The organism is Paenibacillus sp. J22P59 (assembly GCF_059383895.1).
In genome coordinates, this window is sequence record NZ_JBXENX010000003.1 from 1 (window position 1) to 20,560 (window position 20,560).

Sequence of the window (20,560 nt, forward strand, 5' to 3'; positions counted from 1 at the left end):
GGGTGGAAGCGCAGCAATGCGTGCAGCTGACGAATACTAATCGGTCGAGGGCTTATCCTACTACGGTTTACTCGTAGAGTAGACCAACACATCGAAGCTTAAAGGACTTCATATTCTTTCGCATCCAGTTTTCAGGGTAGCAATACCTTGAGGGATTACCATGAGTAATCTAGTTTGGTGGCGATGGCGGAGGTGAACCACGCGTTCCCATACCGAACACGACCGTTAAGCCCTCCAGCGCCAATGGTACTTGGACCGCAGGGTCCTGGGAGAGTAGGACGTCGCCAAGCACGAGAAGGCCTGTCGCATTATGCGGCAGGCCTTTTTCTGTCTATGTACTTTTTTATAAATGAAAATCAAAGCTTTCTGCTGCAAAAGGATGCAACCTCGTTCGGGCTTGACTCGTCTAGCTATATGAATAAAGAAAATAATGGTTAGCAATAAACGCGTCAACTTGAACTTGGAGGTATCTATGACCAAGCAATGGAAAAACAAAATGTTCGTTTTAGCTGTTTTGATCTGCTGTCTCGTGCCCTTCTTCTTCTTATGGGGATGGTATTATCTGCTCGGAGGAATATGAACACAATGGAATAGCCAGAAGAGCATTCCATAGGGTCACGGCCCTAAAGAATGCTCTTTTATACCGTATCGTGAAGATTAAGCATCTTTGCGTCCATAGCTTTTCGCATAGGAGAGCATCCGATTGTAGGCTTTAAGGTCGAGCTTTTTCAAGGGACTGAACTGTGGGTGATTGGAATTGACCTCCAGAATCCATAGTCTTCCATCATGATCATATGCAAAATCAATGCCTAGCTCATGCATGCCCGCTTTATGACGACTTAATATCCGGGAGACGAGGAGTGAGTCTTTTTTTAAGGATTCGATCTTTTTGTCCTGTGTTGTGGAGCTTAGTCCTTGTTTTCCAAACAGCTTGCGGAGCGTCCAGATTTCTCCGCCTTGATGGTAATTCGTTACGATTTTGTGCTTGGCACCGACTTTGACCATAAAACCGGTGCAGGTCCAATTACCGCCGGGCTTGCGTTGTACCATCGAGCGAATATCATAGGGATGCTCATCGATCTGATCAAGCTTGACTGCTCGCTGTATGATCATCTTTTTGGACTGTTTGTTTTTTATAAAGTGATATACAGATTCAAGAGATTCAAAGGTTTCGGTCAACTGGCGTTTGTTTCTAGTATATTGTAGCGTATAGCCTTCGCCCTGCCGCACTAGCTTGTATATGCCGATTCCAAGGGAGCCGATATTTGGCTTGATATATAGTCCATTGTAGGTTGAAGCCATGGTCCGAAGGTTTTCTAAAGAAAACATTAACGTATGTGGAATGAAGGACTTTGTCCCGTCATTCGCAGACAAGTAGCGGCATACTCGAAGCTTGCCCCGAATCGTTTGGCTCTTATATTTTTTTTTGTACAACACCTTCACCTCTGGATAACGTATGAGAATAGCAGGAGGTTGTTTTGTACGTCGGTCTAGTGGAGAAAAATTTATCCTTTAAGCCTAATGGAATAGGATAGAAACGGTCAATATTTCGCTTCCTTCGCATATTTATTGATATAGAGGGAGCGTGAATGGATGGATGGACAAAAAGATCAAGCGATATTATCAGTTGAAGCAGAAACAGAAGGAAATAGAACAGGAATTAACAGAATTGCGTAATGATATTACGCTGTATCTCGAAGACAATAAGGCTACAGAGGCGGAGCTAAGCGGCTATAGGGTGAAGCTGGTTGTGCAAGAGCGTAAAGATTATGATGACAGCAAGCTCTATGAGTCGCTGCCAGACCCGGATGTATGGCGGCTGCTGTCCAAATCAGATGGCTCCAAAATATCCAGCTTGGTGAAGCTAAAGGTGATTAATGAAGAGACGATTAAGGATTCTTATTCGATTAAGACAGTGAAGCTGCTGCATGTCGAAAAGAAATGAGTAATAATAGAGCTTAATCTCGTAATAAAGAAGGACGATGGAGAAAGATGTCGAAACAAGTAGTTAGATGAATTGCTAACAGGGAAGGAGCCATCAAGATGAGTTTGATCAATAAATTCAAGGCCGGTGTGGCTGAAGCTGGCAACAAAGCGAAGACCGTTGTAGAAATTAATCGTTTGAAGATGCAAAACAGTAGCAAGCAGAATGAAATTGAGCAGCAATACCAAGAGATAGGCAGACTAGTATTCGAGGCAAGAGAGGATGACGCATGGCCTATAATCAAGGAGCAGCTGGATCCAAATATGAATCGCATACTCCAACTGAAATTCGAGATCGAGCAGAACTTATTGCAGATCGCCAATCTTTCGGATGAGAAGCCCTGCAGATCCTGTGGAGCGACGGTTGCAATTGATGTAAGGTTTTGCCCTAAATGCGGCCATACCTTTGAAATAATAGACCAGCCTATTGAAGTAAATGAGGAAGAGTCACTGCAGCATACACCTTTGCTGTCCGAACGCTCGAATAAAGAGGAATAAGAGTTAATTATTGCTAGAATTAAGAAACAATATAAAAAGCAATCGAACAGGTAACCTGTTCGATTGCTTTTTGCTTTTTTTGGGTAAAAAGTGAGGTTAGGCAGAATGAGGGGGATGTTTGATTGGAGGTACTAGTAAAAAATAGAACTATGATGCAATGGGATAGTTCTAGTAAGATAGAAATATGTAGAAAATTATCGAAAATTGGCTGGTGATCCTATGCAAACTAGACGAACGATCATTTTGGGTACGGGAAAATATTTGCCGAAAAAACAGGTTACAGCTGAGCAGTTGGATGATTTGCTAGGCAAGCCGAATGGCTGGGTCTATAAAAAATCTGGTGTTCGAGTGCGGCACTATGCAGATGGGGAAACCGTCTCTCATATGGGGGCTAAAGCGGCTAACGCTGCACTAGAGCATGCTGGTCTCACCTTTGAGGATATTGATTGTATCATTTGTACCAATGCGATACCGGAGCAACCGATTCCCTGTACGGCGGCGCTCATTCAATTAGCGATGAATCAGGGGGATTCAGGCGTACCTTGCTTTGATATAAACACGACATGCCTATCTTTTCTGGCAGGACTGGACTTAATTTCTTATTTGATAGATAGCGGAAGATATGAGAGAGTGCTACTTGTAGCTCCTGAGATTGCCTCTGTTGGACTTAACTATAAAGATGCAGAAAGCTCCATTCTGTTCGGAGATGGGGCTGCGGCTGTTATTATTGGTAAGACGAGTGAGGGGCATGGCTCGAAGATTCTGTCTTCACGGATTGAGACCTATGCTTCTGGCCATTCTTTGTCAGAGGTACGTGGAGGAGGCTCCAAGCTGCCTTCCACTCAGTACCAGCAGTCGAATGCCGAGGACTATCTTTTCCACATGCAGGGTGAAGCATTATTTAGAAAGTCGTCCAAGCTACTCCCGGCTTTTCTGGCTAGATTATTCGGCGGCGCAGAGGTGGCTATGTCTGATATGAAGGTCGTCATCCCCCATCAGGGAAGTGCGATGGCAATGCGCTTATTGCAAAAGAAATTACAAATTTCGGACGCTCAATTTATGAATATCATCGGGAATCATGGGAATACGATCGCTGCCTCCCTGCCGATGGGCATTCATGAAGCTGTGCATCAAAACCGTCTCGAACGAGGTGATCTGTTCGCGTTGATCGGTATTTCTGCAGGCGTCTCTTTGGGTGGGATGATTCTTGAGTATTAAGTCATTATCAGAGAAGCAGGTTGTTCTGATCACCGGAGGGAGAGCACCGGTCGCGTTGGAATGGGCCAGACAGCTGTCTGCTCTTGGCCATACGGTATATGCCGCCGATAGCTTGAGCAATCCGCTTATTCGGTTCTCCAACTGCGTTAGTCGCTTTTATAAGCTACCAAGTCCGCGCCAGAATGAGCAGGCCTTCGTAAAGAGCATTCAAGAGATTATTGATAGGCATGGCATTGGGCTTCTTATACCTACCTGCGAGGAAATCTACTATATATCCAAATGGAAAAATCAATTAACGGGCTGCAGCGTATTCGCAGATGATCCGGACAAGCTTATTCGCTTGCATAACAAATGGTCGTTCATTCAAATGGTGGAAGAGGCGGGCTTGAAGGCCCCTCATACTGAGCTGCTCCATTCACAAGAGGATCTAAAAAATCTGCAAGAAGTCAGGCAATGGATACTTAAGCCGGTCTATTCGCGCTTTGCCAACTATGTGTATATGTATCAAGCAGGTGAAGCGCCACCTGCTATAACGATATCCAAGGAGCGCCCTTGGGTAGCGCAGCAATTCGTAACGGGCAGGGAATATTGCACATATGCCATTGCACTAGACGGGCAGTTATGTGCTTATACAGACTACGAGGTTGATTTTACAGCAGGCCGGGGTGCCAGCACGTTTTTTGAACAATGCCACCATCAAGAGCTGTTTAAATGGGTAGAGCTGTTTGTAAAGCATACCCGATTTACAGGACAAATCGCGTTTGATTTTATTATTGATGCCGAAGGCAGCGTGTATCCTTTGGAATGCAATCCGCGAGCAACCAGCGGCCTGCACTTATTCCATGAAGACGATAGAATTGATCGGGCTATAGGGGGCAGCAGCAAAAGTACGATCGTGCCGCGAAGCGCAAGGCCAAAAATGATCACATCGGCGATGCTTCTATACGGAATAACGCAGCGCAGAACGCTGCGAGGCTTCGGTCATTGGCTGTCCTGCATGGCGAGAGGCAAGGACGTTATTTTTCAATGGAAGGACCCAAAGCCTTTCCTGCTGCAAGGCTATGTTCTGCTGGATCTATGGCGGCAAGCAAGCTTGGAACGCAAGACGATCAAAGCATTTTCTACTCATGATATCGAATGGAATGGTTAAGATGAATATACTTGTTACGGGCGCGACAGGGTTCCTAGGGAAAAATTTGATAGATCGTTTGTTGGCGGAAGGCTATGAAGTGACGGCTGTAGGCCGCAATGAGCGGGAAGGGCAGCTGCTTGCTGGCAAAGGGGCGCGTTTTGTTCCTCTAGATCTGTCCTCGGCTGCACTGCCAGAAGCGATAGGAGGGCATGAGATTGTATTTCATTGCGGTGCCTTATCATCGCCATGGGGCGCTTATGAGGAATTTTATCAATCTAATGTGATTGGAACAAGGCGGGTCATTGAGGGCTGCTTGAAGTATGGCGTCAGCAAATTAATCTATGTTTCCACACCCTCCATTTACTTTGATTATCGCAATCGCTTGCTTATTAAGGAGCATGAAGCGTTGCCTAGGCAAGGAGTCAATAGCTATGCTCATACGAAGCGGCTGGCGGAGAAAGAGATTGATGATGCTTTTCAATGCGGCTTGCCTGTCGTGACCATTAGACCGCGCGCGCTCTTCGGTCCTGGCGATCGTGCGATCTTCCCTCGCTTAATGAGAGCGAATGAACGTCGATTTGTTCCACTGTTCGGTGATGGACGCTCGATTATTGATGTTACTTATATCGACAACGTAACAGAAGCCTTAATGCGATGCATGCATGCAGATGCAAGCACGCTTGGGCAGAAATATAATATTACGAACGGCGAGCCGGTTGCCCTGTTCGATATTTTAACGAAATTGTTCCATCAGCTGGACACTCCGTTCCGCTACAAGCATATCCCATACCCGGTAGCTCATTCGCTAGCTGCTGTAATGGAAGGGCTGGCGAGCCTGCCCTTCATGAAGCAAGAGCCGCTTATGACTCGTTATACGGTCGGCATATTAGCTTATAGCCAGACGCTGGATATCTCGAAGGCGGAGCGTGAGCTTGGCTATCGGCCTATCGTTTCAATAGATGAGGGTATTGAGCGATTCGCCCAGTGGTGGAAGGAACAGGAGACGATAATTTGAGAATCTCACTTTTCAGTACAGGCTATTGCAAGCAGCTTGAGGCCTTCTCAATTAAAGGAGGGCGCTGGGCACATACGACTTTTCCTGGCATCTTTGCCATGATCGAGCATCCTGAGCGCGGGTTGATTTTGTTCGATACCGGGTATTCAGAGCAATTCCATTCGGCTACTCAGCGCTTTCCCTACCGCTTATATCGCTGGACGACCCCCGTTCATATGGAGCGTTCGGCAGCGGAGCAGGTTAAGGCGGCAGGCTACTCGGCAGCAGATGTCAAAGCGATTATTATTTCGCATTTTCACGCGGATCATATTTGCGGGCTGGATGAGTTCCCCGAGGCAGAGTTTATTTGCTCACGTCCGGGATTTGAAGCGGTTAGGCCGCTAAGGGGATTTTCTGCCGTGAAGCATGCGTTCCTGCCCGATCTTATTCCACCAGACTTTGAAGCGAGGGTACGATGGATAGAGGCTTCACCGGCAGCAAGGCTGAATGCTAAGTTCACTCCGTTCGACAGCGGATTTGATCTATTCGGTGATGGCAGAATGATTGCGATTGCACTGCCCGGCCATGCCGGGCATCAGTTCGGAGTTATTATTCAGGATGACAATCAGAGCCCAGTGCTGCTTGGGGCGGATGCGAGCTGGTCGGTTCGGGCGATAAAAGAGAATCGCTTGCCGCATCCTTTGGCTTTTCTGGTATTCGATCATGCGAAGCAGTATAAGGAGACCTTCAGCCGTCTGGTAGCCTTGAAAAGAAATAATCCAGAGCTGCAGCTTCTATTCACGCATTGCGAAGAAGCCTTGCGTCTATGCGGGAGCCCAATCGAAGAAGGTGAAACATCATGAAAATAGCAAAGCTATTGTTCCATTACACCATGACCAAGTATCGCAAGAAAAAGTGGAAGGACAGAGCTGGACTGGAGGATTGGCAGCACCGGCAGGTGACAAGCTTTCTAGCAACTATTATGCCGCAATCTGTATTTTATAGAGATTATTATAAGGACTTGAGCCTGGAAGACTGGCAGCAGTGGCCTACAACGGACAAAGCAATGATGATGGACAACTTCAATGATCTTAATACAGTTGGACTGAGAAAAGAGGAAGCCTTCGAGGTTGCCTTTCGAGCGGAGCGTGAGCGTGATTTCTCCTCGCAGCTTGGTGAAATTACCGTCGGTCTTTCTTCAGGCACATCCGGCAATCGAGGCTTGTTCCTTGTGAGTAATGAGGAACGGGCAGCATGGGCGGGCACGGTGCTGGCCAAGGTGCTTCCGGGATCGTTGTTTGCCAAGCAGCGAATAGCCTTCTTTCTGCGGGCAGACAGCCATTTGTATCAGACGGTGAAATCAAGCAGGATGCAATTCCAGTTCTACGATATGATCAAGCCGTTGCAGGAGCATATTGCCAGCCTTAATAAGCTCAGGCCAACTCTCCTTGTGGCACCGCCTTCCATGCTGCGACTGTTGTCTGAGGCGAAGCTGCAGGGCAAGCTGTCAGTGGCTCCTAGCAAAATTATCTCAGTGGCTGAAGTATTGGAGCCTATTGATCAAGCGTATATTGAAGCAGCATTTGATACGCCAGTCCATCAGATTTATCAATGCACAGAGGGATTCCTGGCAGCTACATGCGCGTATGGAACGCTGCATTTGAATGAGGATATTCTTGTCATTCAGAAGGAGTATATAGATACCTCCCGCCGAATATTTTCGCCGATCATTACCGATTTCTCAAGGAGAACACAGCCGATTATAAGGTACCGTCTAAATGACCTTCTTACCGAAAGCGCTCAGCCTTGCCGATGCGGTTCGCTCTATACGGCAATAGAATCAGTAGGGGGACGAACCGATGATTTGTTCTTCGGTTTACAGGAGCACAGGGAGAGGCGAATTGCAATCTTCCCTGATTTTATAAGGCGAGCGGTCATGATGTCATCTGATCAAATTATGGAGTATAAGATTATTCAGTTCTCGGAGACGGAGCTTGAAGCTGCGCTGCGTATCGACCAGGAGGAAGAGGAAGAGCAAGAGCAGGTGCAGCAGGAGCTGCGGGCTGAGCTGTTGAAGCTGTTCACGGATATGGGCTGCGTCCCGCCCTATATCCGCTTCGTACCGTATCATCTGGATGCTAGGCTGCGGAAGCTTCGGAGAATTGAACGCCGCTATCAAGTAGAGAATGAGCATGCTACTGTGGCAGCGTATGAAGATTGTTCAGCTGCGAAGAAGAAGCAAGCACAGTAACCGTACCGCTGGGATAAATCTCACATGGAAGGGAGAAAAGCTATGGAGCCGGTAATCCGAAGGATAGGTAACCGGGAGCTTCCTTTATGGAGCGACTTATACAAGAGCGGGAGGCATAAAGCAGAGCTTGCGTACGTGCTTCCTTTGATGAGAGACTGCACAGAAACCTATTTCACCAATATTCGAACGGATATTCAGCTGCTTCAAGTTGGAGATCAGCTGCTGCCAATGACGGTTAATGATACTGAATATGCGAATTCTTATGTATGCTCTCCTTATTCCACCTATATCAGCTATGCAATAGAAGAGCTTTATTTGCTGCAAGGCAAATTGTTCAGGGGAATGCTGCGGGCTATTATTGCTGTAATTGCCCCACTGCTTAAGATGGCGAGAATTAACCAGAATGTTCATATTAATAATTGGCTGCTGTCTACCAACCTGTACGAAACAATAGAAGAGCAGCATCTAGCTCCATTAACGAACGAGTTAATAGAGGAATACCCCAAGCATGCGCTTATTTTTCGTTCCTTAAATGAGGTAACAAATGCACAATTGATGAAGCAATTGGTTAAGCAGGGCTATGTGATGGTTCCGAGCAGACAGGTTTATTTCTTCGACGGGAGAAACCCTCACTATTTAAAAAAACAAAATACGAGTGTGGATCAAAAGCTGCTGCAGCGCTCGCCTTACGAGATCGTCAGACATGATCAGCTTGTGCCGAGCGATTATGCGAGAATTGCGGAGCTGTATGCGCTGCTTTACATTGATAAATATTCTGCGCTTAATCCTCAATTTACGGAAGCTTACATACGTAATTGCCACGAAAACAATCTGCTCTATATGATGGGCTTACGGGCTGCTGATGGCGTATTGGTCGGTATTGCTGGTTGCTTCATACGGGGCGGTGTCATTACGGTGCCGCTCGTCGGCTATGATACGAGCCTGCCTCAGCAGGCAGGGCTGTACCGAATGCTGATGGCTATGGTGCTCCGAGAAGCAGCGGAGCGGGGACAGCTGCTTCATTTGAGCTCAGGGGCGGCGCACTTCAAACGAATACGCGGCGCTGAGCCGGCTATTGAATATAGTGCCGTCTATATGAAGCATTTGTCCTTCGGGAGAAGATTGACATGGTCATTGTTAAGTACAATCTTGAATAAGATTGGAGCTCCGCTGATGAGGAAATATCGACTATGAACGAACAGTCCTTACGAAACTATTGGCTTGTTGCAGGCCGCTCAAGTGAATTAAGCAAGAAGCCTTTAGGGGTTACAGTTATGGATATGCCTATCGTGCTATTTCGGACGAAGAAGGGCAGCATACATGCTTTGCTCGATCGTTGCCCGCATCGCAATGTTCCTTTGTCAGCAGGCAAAGTAAAAGGAAATACGCTCGTCTGTCCCTATCATGGCTGGGAATTTGATGGGCAAGGCAATTGTGTACGCGTACCAGGACTGTGTGATTATGCCCCGAGCGACCATACGAAGGCAATTCCAATATCCGTTATGGAACAGAATGGCTTTATTTGGGTTAGGCTTCCTTCTGCTGATCCGGGGGAAATACGTGGCGTTCTTCCTTATGCAATGCCGTTCATGGAGGATGAGCGATATGAATCTTTCGTGTGGAAGACTGATGTGAAGGGCTCTTTAATCAATACGACGGAAAATTTTTTGGATGCGACCCATACGCATTACGTACACGCTGGATTAATTCGAACAGATAAACATCGTCAAATGGTCACAGCAAAGCTGGTCGCAAGCGGGGATGGGGTAGAAATCGAGTATAGCGGAGAGTCCAAGCAATCTGGCTTCATCTCCAAACTATTCGAATCGGATAGGCACACGAGCTATGGTCGATTTTTTATGCCGGGCATCGCTCAGATCGAATATCGCTCGTCGAAGGGATTAACGCTTATGATCACTGCTATTATTTGTCCGAAATCCGCAGATTTTCAACAGATTTATGCGATTGTCACCACCAAGCGCGGGATAATGCCAGGCTCTCTCAAAAAACTTGCGCTTACCCCTTTTTTGAAAAAGGCATTGAAGCAGGATATTCAGATTGTAGAGATGCAGCAGCAATGGCTGGAACGCTTCGGAGGAGAAGACTTTCATTCTACGCAAGCCGATTTAATCCGTCCCTTTGTCGAGCAGTTAGTCAAGGGGAGGCATTACGATAAACCATATGAACGAACCAGCCAGTTATTGCTGTAATGCGGCAAGCTTGAGCGATGCCCAGTTGGTAAGGAAGGATAATTAAAATAAACGAATCTCTTTCTAGGTCTATGGTATAATATACCTATTAACTAGAATGGGAGAGTATAGAAATGAAAAGAATGATATCGTTTTTTGTTGTATTTTGTTTGATTACGGCATCATTTGCACTGCCTGGCAGTATGGTATCGGCTGCAAATGGTTCTCGCATTATTTCTATCATTGACGGCGGCATGCTGCTCGAGGATGGTTCGATATGGCTAAGCAGCATACAAGGAGAGCAACAATATAAGAACCTGAATCTAGCAGCCATTGCTGGAGACAGCACCTCTGGTTACGGCCTTACGAAAAAAGGGGAGCTCGTGACCTGGATGCTCGGCCTGAATCCTAAGATAGAATCCAAGCAGAACGGCATTAAACAAATTGCTGACGGCTACTATGTGAAACAGGATGGCAGTGTGTGGGAGGCTACCGGCCAGCGAGTAACAGGCTATGACCATATAGCCTTAATTGCTGCTAATGATGATGAGTTCTCAACGGTCTCTGCTAGTGGAGAGATCAGAATGAGCGGCTACTTGAAGCCGCTTGATGCAGGAAGCAATGGGGGAAGCATTGTTGCAATGGCTGTGGGTGTGAAGGGCAGAACGGCCGTTCTCGACGATAGCGGAAAGGTTACAGTGTTTGATAAATACCATTTTGATTACAATAAAAAAGATTTGCCGTTAATTCCAGAGGTTGTTACGAAGGATGCTGCACATATCGCTTTTGCCGCTGACGGCACGCTGCTTGTAACGCTGAAGGATGGTTCTTTGTGGGCGACAGGAGCATACGGTGATCAGTATGTGCTGAAGGCACAAATAACGGGAATTGGCAGTATTGTGAAGATCGCTGCGCCTCAAGACAAAGATTTTTTCTATTACGAGCAGCAAGACGGCAATTGGAAAAACTATTATGATGGCGTAATCACTTCAGTGGAAATACCGGGTGTATCGAATATTGACTTCAAGCTGTCTGACCTTAATCCATCCGTTGGAGACAGCATCAAAGCTACGATTACCGAACAATATTCCAATGGCTCCAAAAAAACAATTCCATTGAACCAAGCGAAGGCAACGATTGAAAAACCATATCTATTGAAAAAAAATGAGGACGGCACGTTCAAAGCCCTGGCAGTCGGTGTAACGAAAGTAACCATTACCTCAGGGGGCGCTTCCAAAACGCTGTCTGTTGCGATTAGTCTGGATACTTCGCTTACCAATGCGGTACAGAAGGATGGGGTCACTTATTTGCCGATTCAGTCCGTCTTCAAATCTTTGGGAGGATCGGTTGTCTATACGGCTGCCAGCAAAACCTTCGAGGTGAAGGTCGGGTCTACTTCCATTAAATTGAAACAAGGCGATAAGAACGCGAAGGTAGATGGCAAAAATGTAAGTATGGGAGCGGCAGTCCGTACAGAAAACAGCACGGCTGTATTCCCGGCGTCGCTGCTCAGCAAAGCGCTTGGAGCCACGCTGAAATGGGATTCGAAATATAAAAGAATGAATATTTCGTTTGGCAAAGCTAATATGACTGTAGCGACTGCTGATACAGCAAAGATCATCAAAAAAGAATCTTTGGGCAGCTTGAATAAGTATATTGGCAAATCCTATTGGGTGAATCACTTCCAAGGGTGGGAGCGGTTCAGTAAGCTGACAATTGTTGATATTGTGCCAGAAAGCATGAATAATTTCACGATTGTATTTAAAAATACGAGCGGTACTCAGTTAAAGTCCTATTCAATGCCAAGCTATACGGTTGATACCGTTCTGGGCAGTGAGGATATGTTCCTTTCCTATGATCCATATAAAAAATACAACTGGTCTTCTTCGATCTGGAAACTGGTCAAAGCAGAGAAAATATCCATTGGCATGACGAAGGATCAGGTACGCATGTCATGGGGCAATCCTAGTTCATCGAGTTACATTAGCGGAAGCGGGATTACAGTAGAAACATGGAGCTACAGCTATTATAACTATGTGACCTTCACTAACGGGAAGGTATCACAAATCTATACGCCGTAATAACTTGAATTAGAAAAAGAGAAGCTTTGCGCATAGTGGCGCAAAGCTTCTCTTTTTTCTTGCGTATTAGTTAAGCATTCCAATTATAAGTGCTACTGCTTCTGCTCTTGTCGCGACCTTCAGTGGTGCGAATTTGTTCTGGCCTACACCGCTAACGAGTCCAGCATCTACAGCTGTTGCGACATAAGGGAGGGCCCATGCTGGAATATCCTTCGTATCCGCGAACGTTAATTTTGCGTTTGGATTTACTTTTATTCCACTTGCGCGAACGATCATAGCGACCATTTCTGCACGATTCAATTGTTTATCGGGAGCGAATGTGCCGTCCTCATATCCGCTGATGATGCCGGATTCTACAGCTTGCGCTACAGAGGCTTGCGCCCATGCCGGTATTTTGCCGGAGTCCTTGAAGACAAGACTTGTACTCGTGCTTGGCAATTCCAGTGCGCGAGCCAGCATCGCTGTAAATTCCACGCGAGAAACGGCTTTGTCTGGACGGAATTGATTGTCTGCATAGCCTGTTACAAAACCAGCTTGAACCGCACGCTCAATTGCGGATGCTGCCCAATGACCAGCAATGTCCTTCAGAATAATCTGAGATTCATTTCCTTCGCCTGTACCCGTACCAGGATTTGTTCCTGGGTTAGTACCTGGGTTAGTTCCCGGGTTCGTGCCTGGATTGGTTCCAGGGTTTGTTCCTGGATTCGTTCCAGGATTTGTTCCTGGACCTGTACCCGTGCCTGGGTTAGTTCCCGGATCTGTACCCGGACCGCTGATCGTCTTTTTCACGATACCGAATTGATCTACAATAAATGGCTCTGCATTGTTAAGATTTTGGTCGATTTCATAAGTGACAGCCGTCAGCTTGTTGCCGTCAATTGTAATGCCGACAAAATTCTGGACTTGGCTGCGCATCGGACGGCGATTATCATTTGGATCTGGGCCATACTTGGCAGCATGATTCTCTTCAGCCCGCTCGAAGAGGTTGTAATACGCATCGCCTAGCGCTGGCTTAACATTTTTATAATACACTTTCGGGCCTGCTGTTGCAGGAATCATGTAGATGGAGCCGTCAGGATTAACGGTATATTCAATCTTTTGCCCATTAAGAGTTTCGGTAATCTTCTCTGCTGCGGCAGCCGTTCCATCCTTCTTAATCGGCTTCGTACGAGCATAGATATGATCATGTCCTTGCAGGACAAAGTCAATTCCCAGCTCCGCCATCAATGGGGCGATTTGGTTCCGCACACCGTTTGGTCCCATAATGTCGCTGTCTGTTGCATGATTCGAGGTCGTATAAGGACCTTTGTGAATATTAACGATGATCCATTGTGCGCCCGCTGCTTTAGCCGCTCGCACATCCTTCTTCAGCCATTCAACCTGCTCGGTAGAGAAGTTCGCATATTGCTCTGAATCTTCATTCGAATTCAATACGACGAAGTGAGCGTTGCTGTAATCATAGGAATAGTAAGCTCCGGTTACGGTAGCAGAGTTCTCGGCTTGCTTAACGTTGAAATGCTCGAAGAACGCATTATTCTCATCTTCATGATTACCAGCAGAAGGAGCGATCGTTGTGTTCAGAAGGCTGTCCTGCGAATGGCCCAAGAGCCAATTCCATTGCTCTTCCTTGGTACCAGTATCTACAATGTCACCATTATGAACAACAAACTGCGCATTTGGCACAGTGCTTAGCGCTTTGGCTAGCGTCTGCGCGGACAGCTTAGCCTCTTCTTCATCCTTGGCTTGCGTATCCGCTAGGTCAATAAATGTGAATGCACCGTTCTGGGGAGCTGTGCGGAATGTGCCGACCTCGCTCCAGATGTTAAGTGCTGCATCACCTACACGGAAATAGTAGGAGGTATTCGCCTTTAGGCCCGTTGCTTCAGCTTTGTGAACCAACTCAGTCTTAGAGTTCGAGGATACAGCTGAGCGTCCTTCGAAGGATTTAGCCCCTGTAAAATCAGGCAGAGCACTTGTTTTCTCTACCACCTGCAAGTTGCTTCCTTTAAGCAGCAAAGACGTGTACCAAGCGAATCCTTTGGAGCTTGTCGAATCGCCGTTAAAGGTAACGGTTACCTTGCTGACCTTTTCCTTGCTATAGTCAGGCTGTACTTCCTTTAAGATGCCGAATTGATCGACGATAAAGGGCTGTCCATTATTGATGTTCTTATCAATCTCGTACGTTATAGCGGTAAACTTGCCACCGTCGATCGTAATTCCCATAAAGTTTTGTACATGTCCGCGAGCAAGGCTCGTCGTATCCCCATACTTACGGGCATGATTCTCGTCAGCTTTCTCGAAGAGACTGAAATAAGCATCGCCGAGCTGCGGCTTTTGATTTTTGAAGTATACCTTTGCGCCAGCAGTTGCTGGAATTACGTAGATCGTGCCATCTGGCTTTACTGCATACTCGATCGTTTGCCCGTTCATCGTTTCCGTTATTTTTTCAACGACTTCGGCTGTGCCGTCACTCTTGATTGACTTGGTACGCGCATAAATATGGTCATGTCCCTGGAATACAAAGTCGATTCCCAGTTCATTCATTAGAGGCGCAATCTTATTGCGCACGCCATTGGCACCCATAATATCGCTGTCCGTAGCATGGTTGGAGGTCGTGTAAGGGCCTTTATGAAAATTGACAATAATCCATTGTGCGCCTGCAGCCTTGGCTGCCTGTACATCTTTTTTCAACCACTCGACTTGATCCACAGAGAAATTCGCATATTCTGTTGAATTCTCATTCGAGTTCAAAACAATAAAGTGCGCATTGCTGTAATCATAGGAATAGTAGGCTCCGGATTGCGTAGCAGAGTTCTCAGCCTGATTGATATTGAAATGCTCGTAAAAAGAGTAGTTGCCACTCTCATGATTGCCAGCCCCAGGTGCAATCGTCATATTAAGCAGACTAGCTTGCGAGTGCCCAAGCAGCCAGTTCCATTCCTGCTCCGAGGTTCCGTTCTCAACGATATCGCCATTATGGCTAATAAATTTCGCAGTAGGCACGGTTGCGAGTGCCTTGGATATAGTTGAAGCGGATAAAATGGCTTCATCTTCTTCCTTGGCCTGTGTATCTGTTAAATTAATAAAGCTAAATGCTCCACCAATAGGAGCTGTCTCGAACGTTCCTGTATCGCTCCAAATATTCAAATCTTGATCACCGACACGGAAGTAATAGGAGGTATCAGCCTTCAAGCCTGTTGCCTCAGCTTTATGTACGCGTTCTTCCCGTGAATTGGAGGAAATAGATGAGCGTCCTGCAAATAGAGCTGCGTTTGTAAAGTCAGCGGTAGCGCCTGTCTTCTCCACGATCTGCAGGTCACTTCGGCTTGAAGCAAGCGGCGTATACCATGTGAAGCCTTTGGAGCTGGTCGTATCACCATAGAACGTTACCGTTACCTTGCTTACCTCAACGGCTGGAGCTTTCATAAGGGCCGTCAGCTTCATATCGAAATAGAGATCCGAGCTGCTGCTGCTTTGCTGATGCACCTCAATGGCAAGCTCATTATTGCCATCTCGAAGATGCGACTTTAGTGGAGCTGTGAGGTCCACATTCTCATACATAACAGGCAGGTCTTTGCCAGATACCGCATTGGTGGTATACGTAATATCACCATCAGGCATGCCTGCACGCATAATTTCGACACCGTTCACATAAATAACTGCGCCATCATCAATGGCGAACGTGCCAAGAAGTTGGCCATACTCGTCAATTTTGCTTTTGTCTACATTAAGGTTTGTACGGAAGTACGTGGTGGGATGTTTTTTCTTCTTATCCGCGCCATAGTCGACAGTAGTCTGCAAAGGGCCAAATAAAGTAGTGCTTACTCCAGCCCCGTTATCCTTATAACCGAATGGGGCACTGCTGGAGCTCCAAGAGGAATCATCATAAACAGATTGCCATACTGTGCCTTGATCGAAGCCTTTATCATAATATTTCCACTCTGAATTTCCTGACAGTAGCACGACTGGCCCATCGGATTCTGCCGATACGGGGACCGGGATGGCTGCTCCGAGCAAACCGAGCAATAATGCCAAGGATAATAAAAGTGATAACATTCGTTTGTAAACGTTGTTCATAACAATCTCCTTTGTAGATGAATTTGATAGATCCGTTCGTAGACTTCTCTATCATAGCAAGGAGATGTTATTGATTTATTTTCTCAGAATGAAGATCTTGTAAAGGAGAAAAATGACGAATCTACAGAGAGTAGCATTGACAATATAGTGTAAATATTTTATATTTACTCTAACTATTATGGTAATTACTATAATTATCATGATTCCTACAAGAGATCTGAAAGGCATTAGTTCAGAGGCATAGGCTTCTTTAATAATGCCTTTTTTGTACGTTTGACAAAAGAGAGAGAGAAAATAGTAACATTGTGATAGGAGGACAAATCATGACTGAACAGAAGCTGGATAAAAAAAATGTCGAAAACATCTTACCGTTAACTTCGCTGCAGGAAGGAATGCTCTATCATTATTTGGCAGAGCCGGATTCTCAGCAATATTTCGAGCAATTAAGTTTACGACTATCCGGCGTATTGGATGAGGCATTGTTCCGTAAAGCATGGTCCCATGTCATTGAGACCAATGAGATGCTGCGAACCGTATTCAGATGGGAACAGATTGATAAGCCTGTACAAATTATTTTGAAGAGCAAAGAGCTTTCATTGAAGGTTATTGACTTGACACAAGGCGATGCGAATGAGCATGAACATCGAGTCGAAGAGGTGCGGGCTAATGATCGTTCCAATTCGATAGATATTCGGCAGCAGCCTTTTGCTATTACATTATGTCTGTTAGATGTGAATCGGTATGAGATGATTATTAATAGTCATCATATTATTTATGACGGCTGGAGCAATGGCATTATATTGAAGGAATTTTTTCAAGCCTATCAAGAGCTTCATGAAGGAAAGGCTCCGAATCGGCAGGGGAAACGAAAATTCGGGGAATATTTGGCATGGTTAACCAAGCAAGATAAGCAGCAGCAAAAACAATATTGGGGATCCTATTTCGAGGGGTATGAGCCACAGTCCTTCACTTCCCATTTCCGGCAAGAGAAGGAAGCCCCAAGAGAAGTCGGCAACAAAGGCAGAACAGTTAGCAATTTGCGCATAGACTGTCCGATAGAGGTGCGGGATAGAGCCGCTCTATTCACAAGAACGCATGAGGTTACGCTGGCTTCATTGCTATATAGCGCTTGGGGATTAACGCTGCAGAAATATAACCGCACTAATGATGTCCTGTTCGGAACGACAGTTTCTGGCCGTACTTCCGAAGTATCGGGCATTCAGGACATGGTCGGTTTATTCATTAATACGATTCCTTTGCGGATTAATAATAGTACCAATGAACAGGTGTATGAGCTGGTAAAGCGGACGAATGAAGTTTTGCGTAACAGGGAGTCATTTGAGAGTACTTCTTTGGTGGATATTCAGGCACAGATTCAGCTTGATACGGAGCAGCAGTTATTCGATTCTTTAGTCGTCATTGAAAACTATCCATTGGATCAACAGCTGCTTCAGGACAAGGCCGCCCTGACAATGGAAGGCTATCATATGTTTGAAATGACAAATTATGATTTAACGTTGAATATTTTGAATTTTGATGGTTTGGTTTTTGATTTTTGCTACTGCACACAGACGTTCGATGAAGAGAAGATTCAACGGCTGTCTCAGCATCTGATTCAATTATTGACTCATATCGTTGAACAACCGACTTTAGCAATAAGTGAGCTCAATATGCTGAGTGATGACGAGAAGCATCAGCTCTTGTTTCAATTCAATCAGACGAAGCAAGCACATGATCTTAACCATTCCATACATGAGCAATTCGAGCAGCAAGCCAAGCAATATCCTGATCAGCCCGCAGTGCTGTTTCGCGACAAACAATTATCCTACCATGAATTGAATGAGCAAGCCAATCAAGTAGCGAGATTCCTGCGAGACAAAGGGATTGGGGAAGACAGTGTTGTAGGCGTAATGATGGAAAGATCGCTGGAGCTTGTGATAGGAATGCTGGGAATATTGAAGGCAGGCGCTGCTTACTTGCCAATTGACCTGGATAATCCGAAGGAACGTATCGGATATTTATTAAACCATTCGCAGACGAGCATCTTATTAACCCACCAAGAGCCGAAGCATGATTTCTCCTTGCCAAACACAGAGGTCCACAGGGTTGAGCATATCCTTCAGCAAGGCTATTCCTCACAAAATCTGGAGCTTGCCTACCATCCAGAGCGGTTAATGTATGTGCTCTATACATCGGGCTCAACAGGTAATCCCAAAGGGGTTATGGTAAAGTGCAATGCCTTCTTGAATCTATTGCATTGGTATACAACCGAAATGAATATTAATGCGGTTGAACGGATGCTGTTCATTGCACCTACCAGCTTCGATCTTGCTCAAAAAAATATTTTCAGCCCGCTTATTAAGGGAGCACGCCTCTACATTTATGAGCCGGGAATTTATGACTACAATGTCATGTCCGATATGATTCAGCAAGAACAAATCTCCATGGTCAATTGTGCCCCTAGCGCTTTTTATCCATTAATCGATTTCAATCAAAGCTCTTCTTTTGACAAATTGCGAAGCTTGACGCGCGTTGTACTTGGTGGAGAACCGATTCACCTGAACAAAGTATCGAGCTGGCTGTATTCCTCTGACTGTCATACCGAAATCATCAATACATACGGTCCGACGGAATGTACAGATATTGCGGCGTTCTATCGAATTGATTCGACGAACATCCAGCAGCTTGACTATGTGCCTACAGGGAACCCGGTTGATAATGTCAATATTTATATTCTGGATGATAATCAACAGCCTGTGCCAATCGGTGTACCTGGGGAATTATGCATTGGCGGGGTAGGTCTGGCTAGAGGCTACTTTAACGAGCCACGGTTGACCGAAGAGAAATTTATCGAAGTGAATCATTTACCATCTGACAAAATATATCGAACAAATGATTTGGCAAGATGGCGTGAAGGAGGAGTTATTGAATACCTGGGACGATTGGATTATCAAGTGAAGATACGCGGATTCCGTGTTGAATTGGGGGAAATTGAGAATCAGATTCTAAAATATCCAGCGGTACGTGAAATTTCTGTTATTGATCAAAAGGATGCGATGGGTCATGTCGCATTGTGTGCTTACGTCGTTAGCGACGAACCAATAAGCGTGGAGCAGCTGAAGCAATATGCATCCGATACGCTGCCTTCTTATATGAATCCGAGATATTACGTTCAGCTAGACCGTCTGCCGTTAACACCGAATGGAAAAGTGGACCGCAGAGCCTTGCATAGCCCAATAGAGATGCAGAATGAGCACGAAGCTAGGCAGAGCGCATTTGTTCAGCCGACCAATGAGATAGAGAAGAAGCTGGCGGAAATTTGGGTCAAAATTCTCGGCATCGAAAAAGCGGGCATAAACGATAATTTCTTCGACTTGGGTGGAAACTCTATTCTTCTTATTCAAATGCACAGCCAAATCGAGCGAGAATATCCTGGGACGGTCAAAATTACAGACTTCTTTACTTATCCGACGATTGCTAAGCTGGCTAATCGTATCCAGCCGGCGAAAAATGTCGAGAAAAGCCTGAAGTTAGAAGGAATCACTTTCCCGGAGCATTTCTTTGCGGAGCAATATGAGGCCTCGGGCCAAGCTGTATTCGAGTTCGAGATCAGGGACGAGCTGTTCACTCAGCTTACAAGCATGGCTAAGCATGAGAACGTGAACGTATATGAAATTGTGCTTTCTTTATATTCCTATTTACTCTCTGATACGAGTGAACAAAAGAAGATTACGATTCAAACGACGACAGCTGATGGCAAGCTGTTCCCATTGCAGCTTGATCTGGAGCAGCTATCCAATCTTCCTGCTCTATTCCAAGAGGTACATCTGCAAAGAGCGCAAGTGGAGCATCCGAATGCGTATGCACTTGAGGATGTAAGTCCATTAAATGCTCGAAGCAAAGAGACCCCAAGCATCGTCTTCTTATATGACCGTTCCGTATGGACGGGGGAAGACGCCATTCAGCGCTTTCATATGATCGTAGGCATTAGCGTAGAGGAGGATGGCATTCAATTTGATTTTGCCTGCTCCAAGAACAGTGCTTTCCATAAAGAGAAGCTTAAAGAGCTTATTCAGGAATACATCGAGCTGCTGGAATGGATAGCCGAGAAATATGAAGGTTCGACAGTTGTATAGG

General features: G+C 45.8%; 13 protein-coding genes and 1 rRNA gene. 12 read left to right on the plus strand and 2 right to left on the minus strand.

Annotation, left to right across the window (positions count from 1 at the left end; genetic code table 11):
* The first annotated feature begins 173 nt into the window (after nt 1-173).
* Nucleotides 174-290, plus strand: a 5S ribosomal RNA gene (rrf, locus tag AC50YO_RS05425).
* A 367-nt stretch (nt 291-657) separates the two neighbouring features.
* Here the strand turns inward: rrf and AC50YO_RS05430 are convergent.
* Nucleotides 658-1,437 (minus strand): YheC/YheD family protein, encoded by a 780-nt coding sequence (locus AC50YO_RS05430; RefSeq protein ID WP_494844165.1) that lies wholly within the window; start codon nt 1,435-1,437, stop codon nt 658-660.
* A gap of 160 nt (nt 1,438-1,597) precedes the next feature.
* Between AC50YO_RS05430 and AC50YO_RS05435 the strand changes: the two genes are divergently transcribed.
* The 10 genes from AC50YO_RS05435 (at nt 1,598) to AC50YO_RS05480 (ending at nt 12,346) form a co-directional block, all read left to right on the plus strand.
* A complete protein-coding gene (locus AC50YO_RS05435; RefSeq protein WP_494844167.1) occupies nt 1,598-1,945 on the plus strand; it encodes a hypothetical protein in 348 nt (115 codons plus the stop codon).
* A 98-nt stretch (nt 1,946-2,043) separates the two neighbouring features.
* On the plus strand, nt 2,044-2,481 hold the full coding sequence (locus AC50YO_RS05440; RefSeq protein WP_494844171.1) for a zinc ribbon domain-containing protein: 438 nt from the start codon (nt 2,044-2,046) through the stop codon (nt 2,479-2,481).
* A gap of 219 nt (nt 2,482-2,700) precedes the next feature.
* Complete coding sequence (locus AC50YO_RS05445; RefSeq protein WP_494844173.1) at nt 2,701-3,699, plus strand: beta-ketoacyl-ACP synthase III; 999 nt, start codon at nt 2,701-2,703, stop codon at nt 3,697-3,699.
* On the plus strand, nt 3,689-4,849 hold the full coding sequence (locus tag AC50YO_RS05450) for an ATP-grasp domain-containing protein (RefSeq protein ID WP_494844175.1): 1,161 nt from the start codon (nt 3,689-3,691) through the stop codon (nt 4,847-4,849). The genes AC50YO_RS05445 and AC50YO_RS05450 overlap by 11 nt, the downstream gene beginning before the upstream one ends.
* Nucleotide 4,850: 1 nt before the next feature.
* Nucleotides 4,851-5,846, plus strand: a complete 996-nt coding sequence (locus AC50YO_RS05455) for an NAD-dependent epimerase/dehydratase family protein (RefSeq protein ID WP_494845273.1) — start codon at nt 4,851-4,853, stop codon at nt 5,844-5,846.
* Nucleotides 5,843-6,688 (plus strand): MBL fold metallo-hydrolase, encoded by an 846-nt coding sequence (locus tag AC50YO_RS05460; protein ID WP_494844178.1) that lies wholly within the window; start codon nt 5,843-5,845, stop codon nt 6,686-6,688. Before AC50YO_RS05455 ends, AC50YO_RS05460 begins: the two co-directional genes overlap by 4 nt.
* Nucleotides 6,685-8,076, plus strand: a complete 1,392-nt coding sequence (locus AC50YO_RS05465; RefSeq protein ID WP_494844180.1) for a F390 synthetase-related protein — start codon at nt 6,685-6,687, stop codon at nt 8,074-8,076. The genes AC50YO_RS05460 and AC50YO_RS05465 overlap by 4 nt, the downstream gene beginning before the upstream one ends.
* 42 nt (nt 8,077-8,118) lie before the next feature.
* Nucleotides 8,119-9,270: a GNAT family N-acetyltransferase gene (locus AC50YO_RS05470; protein WP_494844182.1), complete on the plus strand. Its 1,152-nt coding sequence runs from the start codon at nt 8,119-8,121 to the stop codon at nt 9,268-9,270.
* The gene (locus AC50YO_RS05475; protein WP_494844184.1) at nt 9,267-10,286 is read left to right on the plus strand and encodes a Rieske 2Fe-2S domain-containing protein; all 1,020 of its coding nucleotides are present in this window, start codon (nt 9,267-9,269) and stop codon (nt 10,284-10,286) included. The genes AC50YO_RS05470 and AC50YO_RS05475 overlap by 4 nt, the downstream gene beginning before the upstream one ends.
* A gap of 113 nt (nt 10,287-10,399) precedes the next feature.
* Nucleotides 10,400-12,346: a stalk domain-containing protein gene (locus AC50YO_RS05480; protein WP_494844188.1), complete on the plus strand. Its 1,947-nt coding sequence runs from the start codon at nt 10,400-10,402 to the stop codon at nt 12,344-12,346.
* Between the two features lie 66 nt (nt 12,347-12,412).
* On the opposite strand, the gene AC50YO_RS05485 is transcribed toward AC50YO_RS05480, so the two are convergent.
* Entirely contained in the window at nt 12,413-16,423 is a 4,011-nt protein-coding gene (locus tag AC50YO_RS05485; protein WP_494844192.1) for an S-layer homology domain-containing protein, read from the minus strand.
* Between the two features lie 323 nt (nt 16,424-16,746).
* On the opposite strand from AC50YO_RS05485, the gene AC50YO_RS05490 reads away from it, so the two are divergent.
* Nucleotides 16,747-20,559, plus strand: a complete 3,813-nt coding sequence (locus AC50YO_RS05490; RefSeq protein WP_494844195.1) for a non-ribosomal peptide synthetase — start codon at nt 16,747-16,749, stop codon at nt 20,557-20,559.
* Nucleotide 20,560 lies beyond the last annotated feature (1 nt).

Excerpts from the sequence above, each read along its gene's own strand:
- AC50YO_RS05475 (WP_494844184.1), top strand. The coding sequence starts at position 9,267 with ATGAACGAACAGTCCTTACGAAACTATTGGCTTGTTGCAGGCCGCTCA.
- AC50YO_RS05485 (WP_494844192.1), bottom strand. The coding sequence starts at position 16,423 with ATGAACAACGTTTACAAACGAATGTTATCACTTTTATTATCCTTGGCA.
- AC50YO_RS05445 (WP_494844173.1), top strand. The coding sequence starts at position 2,701 with ATGCAAACTAGACGAACGATCATTTTGGGTACGGGAAAATATTTGCCG.
- AC50YO_RS05470 (WP_494844182.1), top strand. The coding sequence starts at position 8,119 with ATGGAGCCGGTAATCCGAAGGATAGGTAACCGGGAGCTTCCTTTATGG.
- AC50YO_RS05435 (WP_494844167.1), top strand. The coding sequence starts at position 1,598 with ATGGACAAAAAGATCAAGCGATATTATCAGTTGAAGCAGAAACAGAAG.
- AC50YO_RS05465 (WP_494844180.1), top strand. The coding sequence starts at position 6,685 with ATGAAAATAGCAAAGCTATTGTTCCATTACACCATGACCAAGTATCGC.
- AC50YO_RS05455 (WP_494845273.1), top strand. The coding sequence starts at position 4,851 with ATGAATATACTTGTTACGGGCGCGACAGGGTTCCTAGGGAAAAATTTG.
- AC50YO_RS05440 (WP_494844171.1), top strand. The coding sequence starts at position 2,044 with ATGAGTTTGATCAATAAATTCAAGGCCGGTGTGGCTGAAGCTGGCAAC.
- AC50YO_RS05480 (WP_494844188.1), top strand. The coding sequence starts at position 10,400 with ATGAAAAGAATGATATCGTTTTTTGTTGTATTTTGTTTGATTACGGCA.
- AC50YO_RS05490 (WP_494844195.1), top strand. The coding sequence starts at position 16,747 with ATGACTGAACAGAAGCTGGATAAAAAAAATGTCGAAAACATCTTACCG.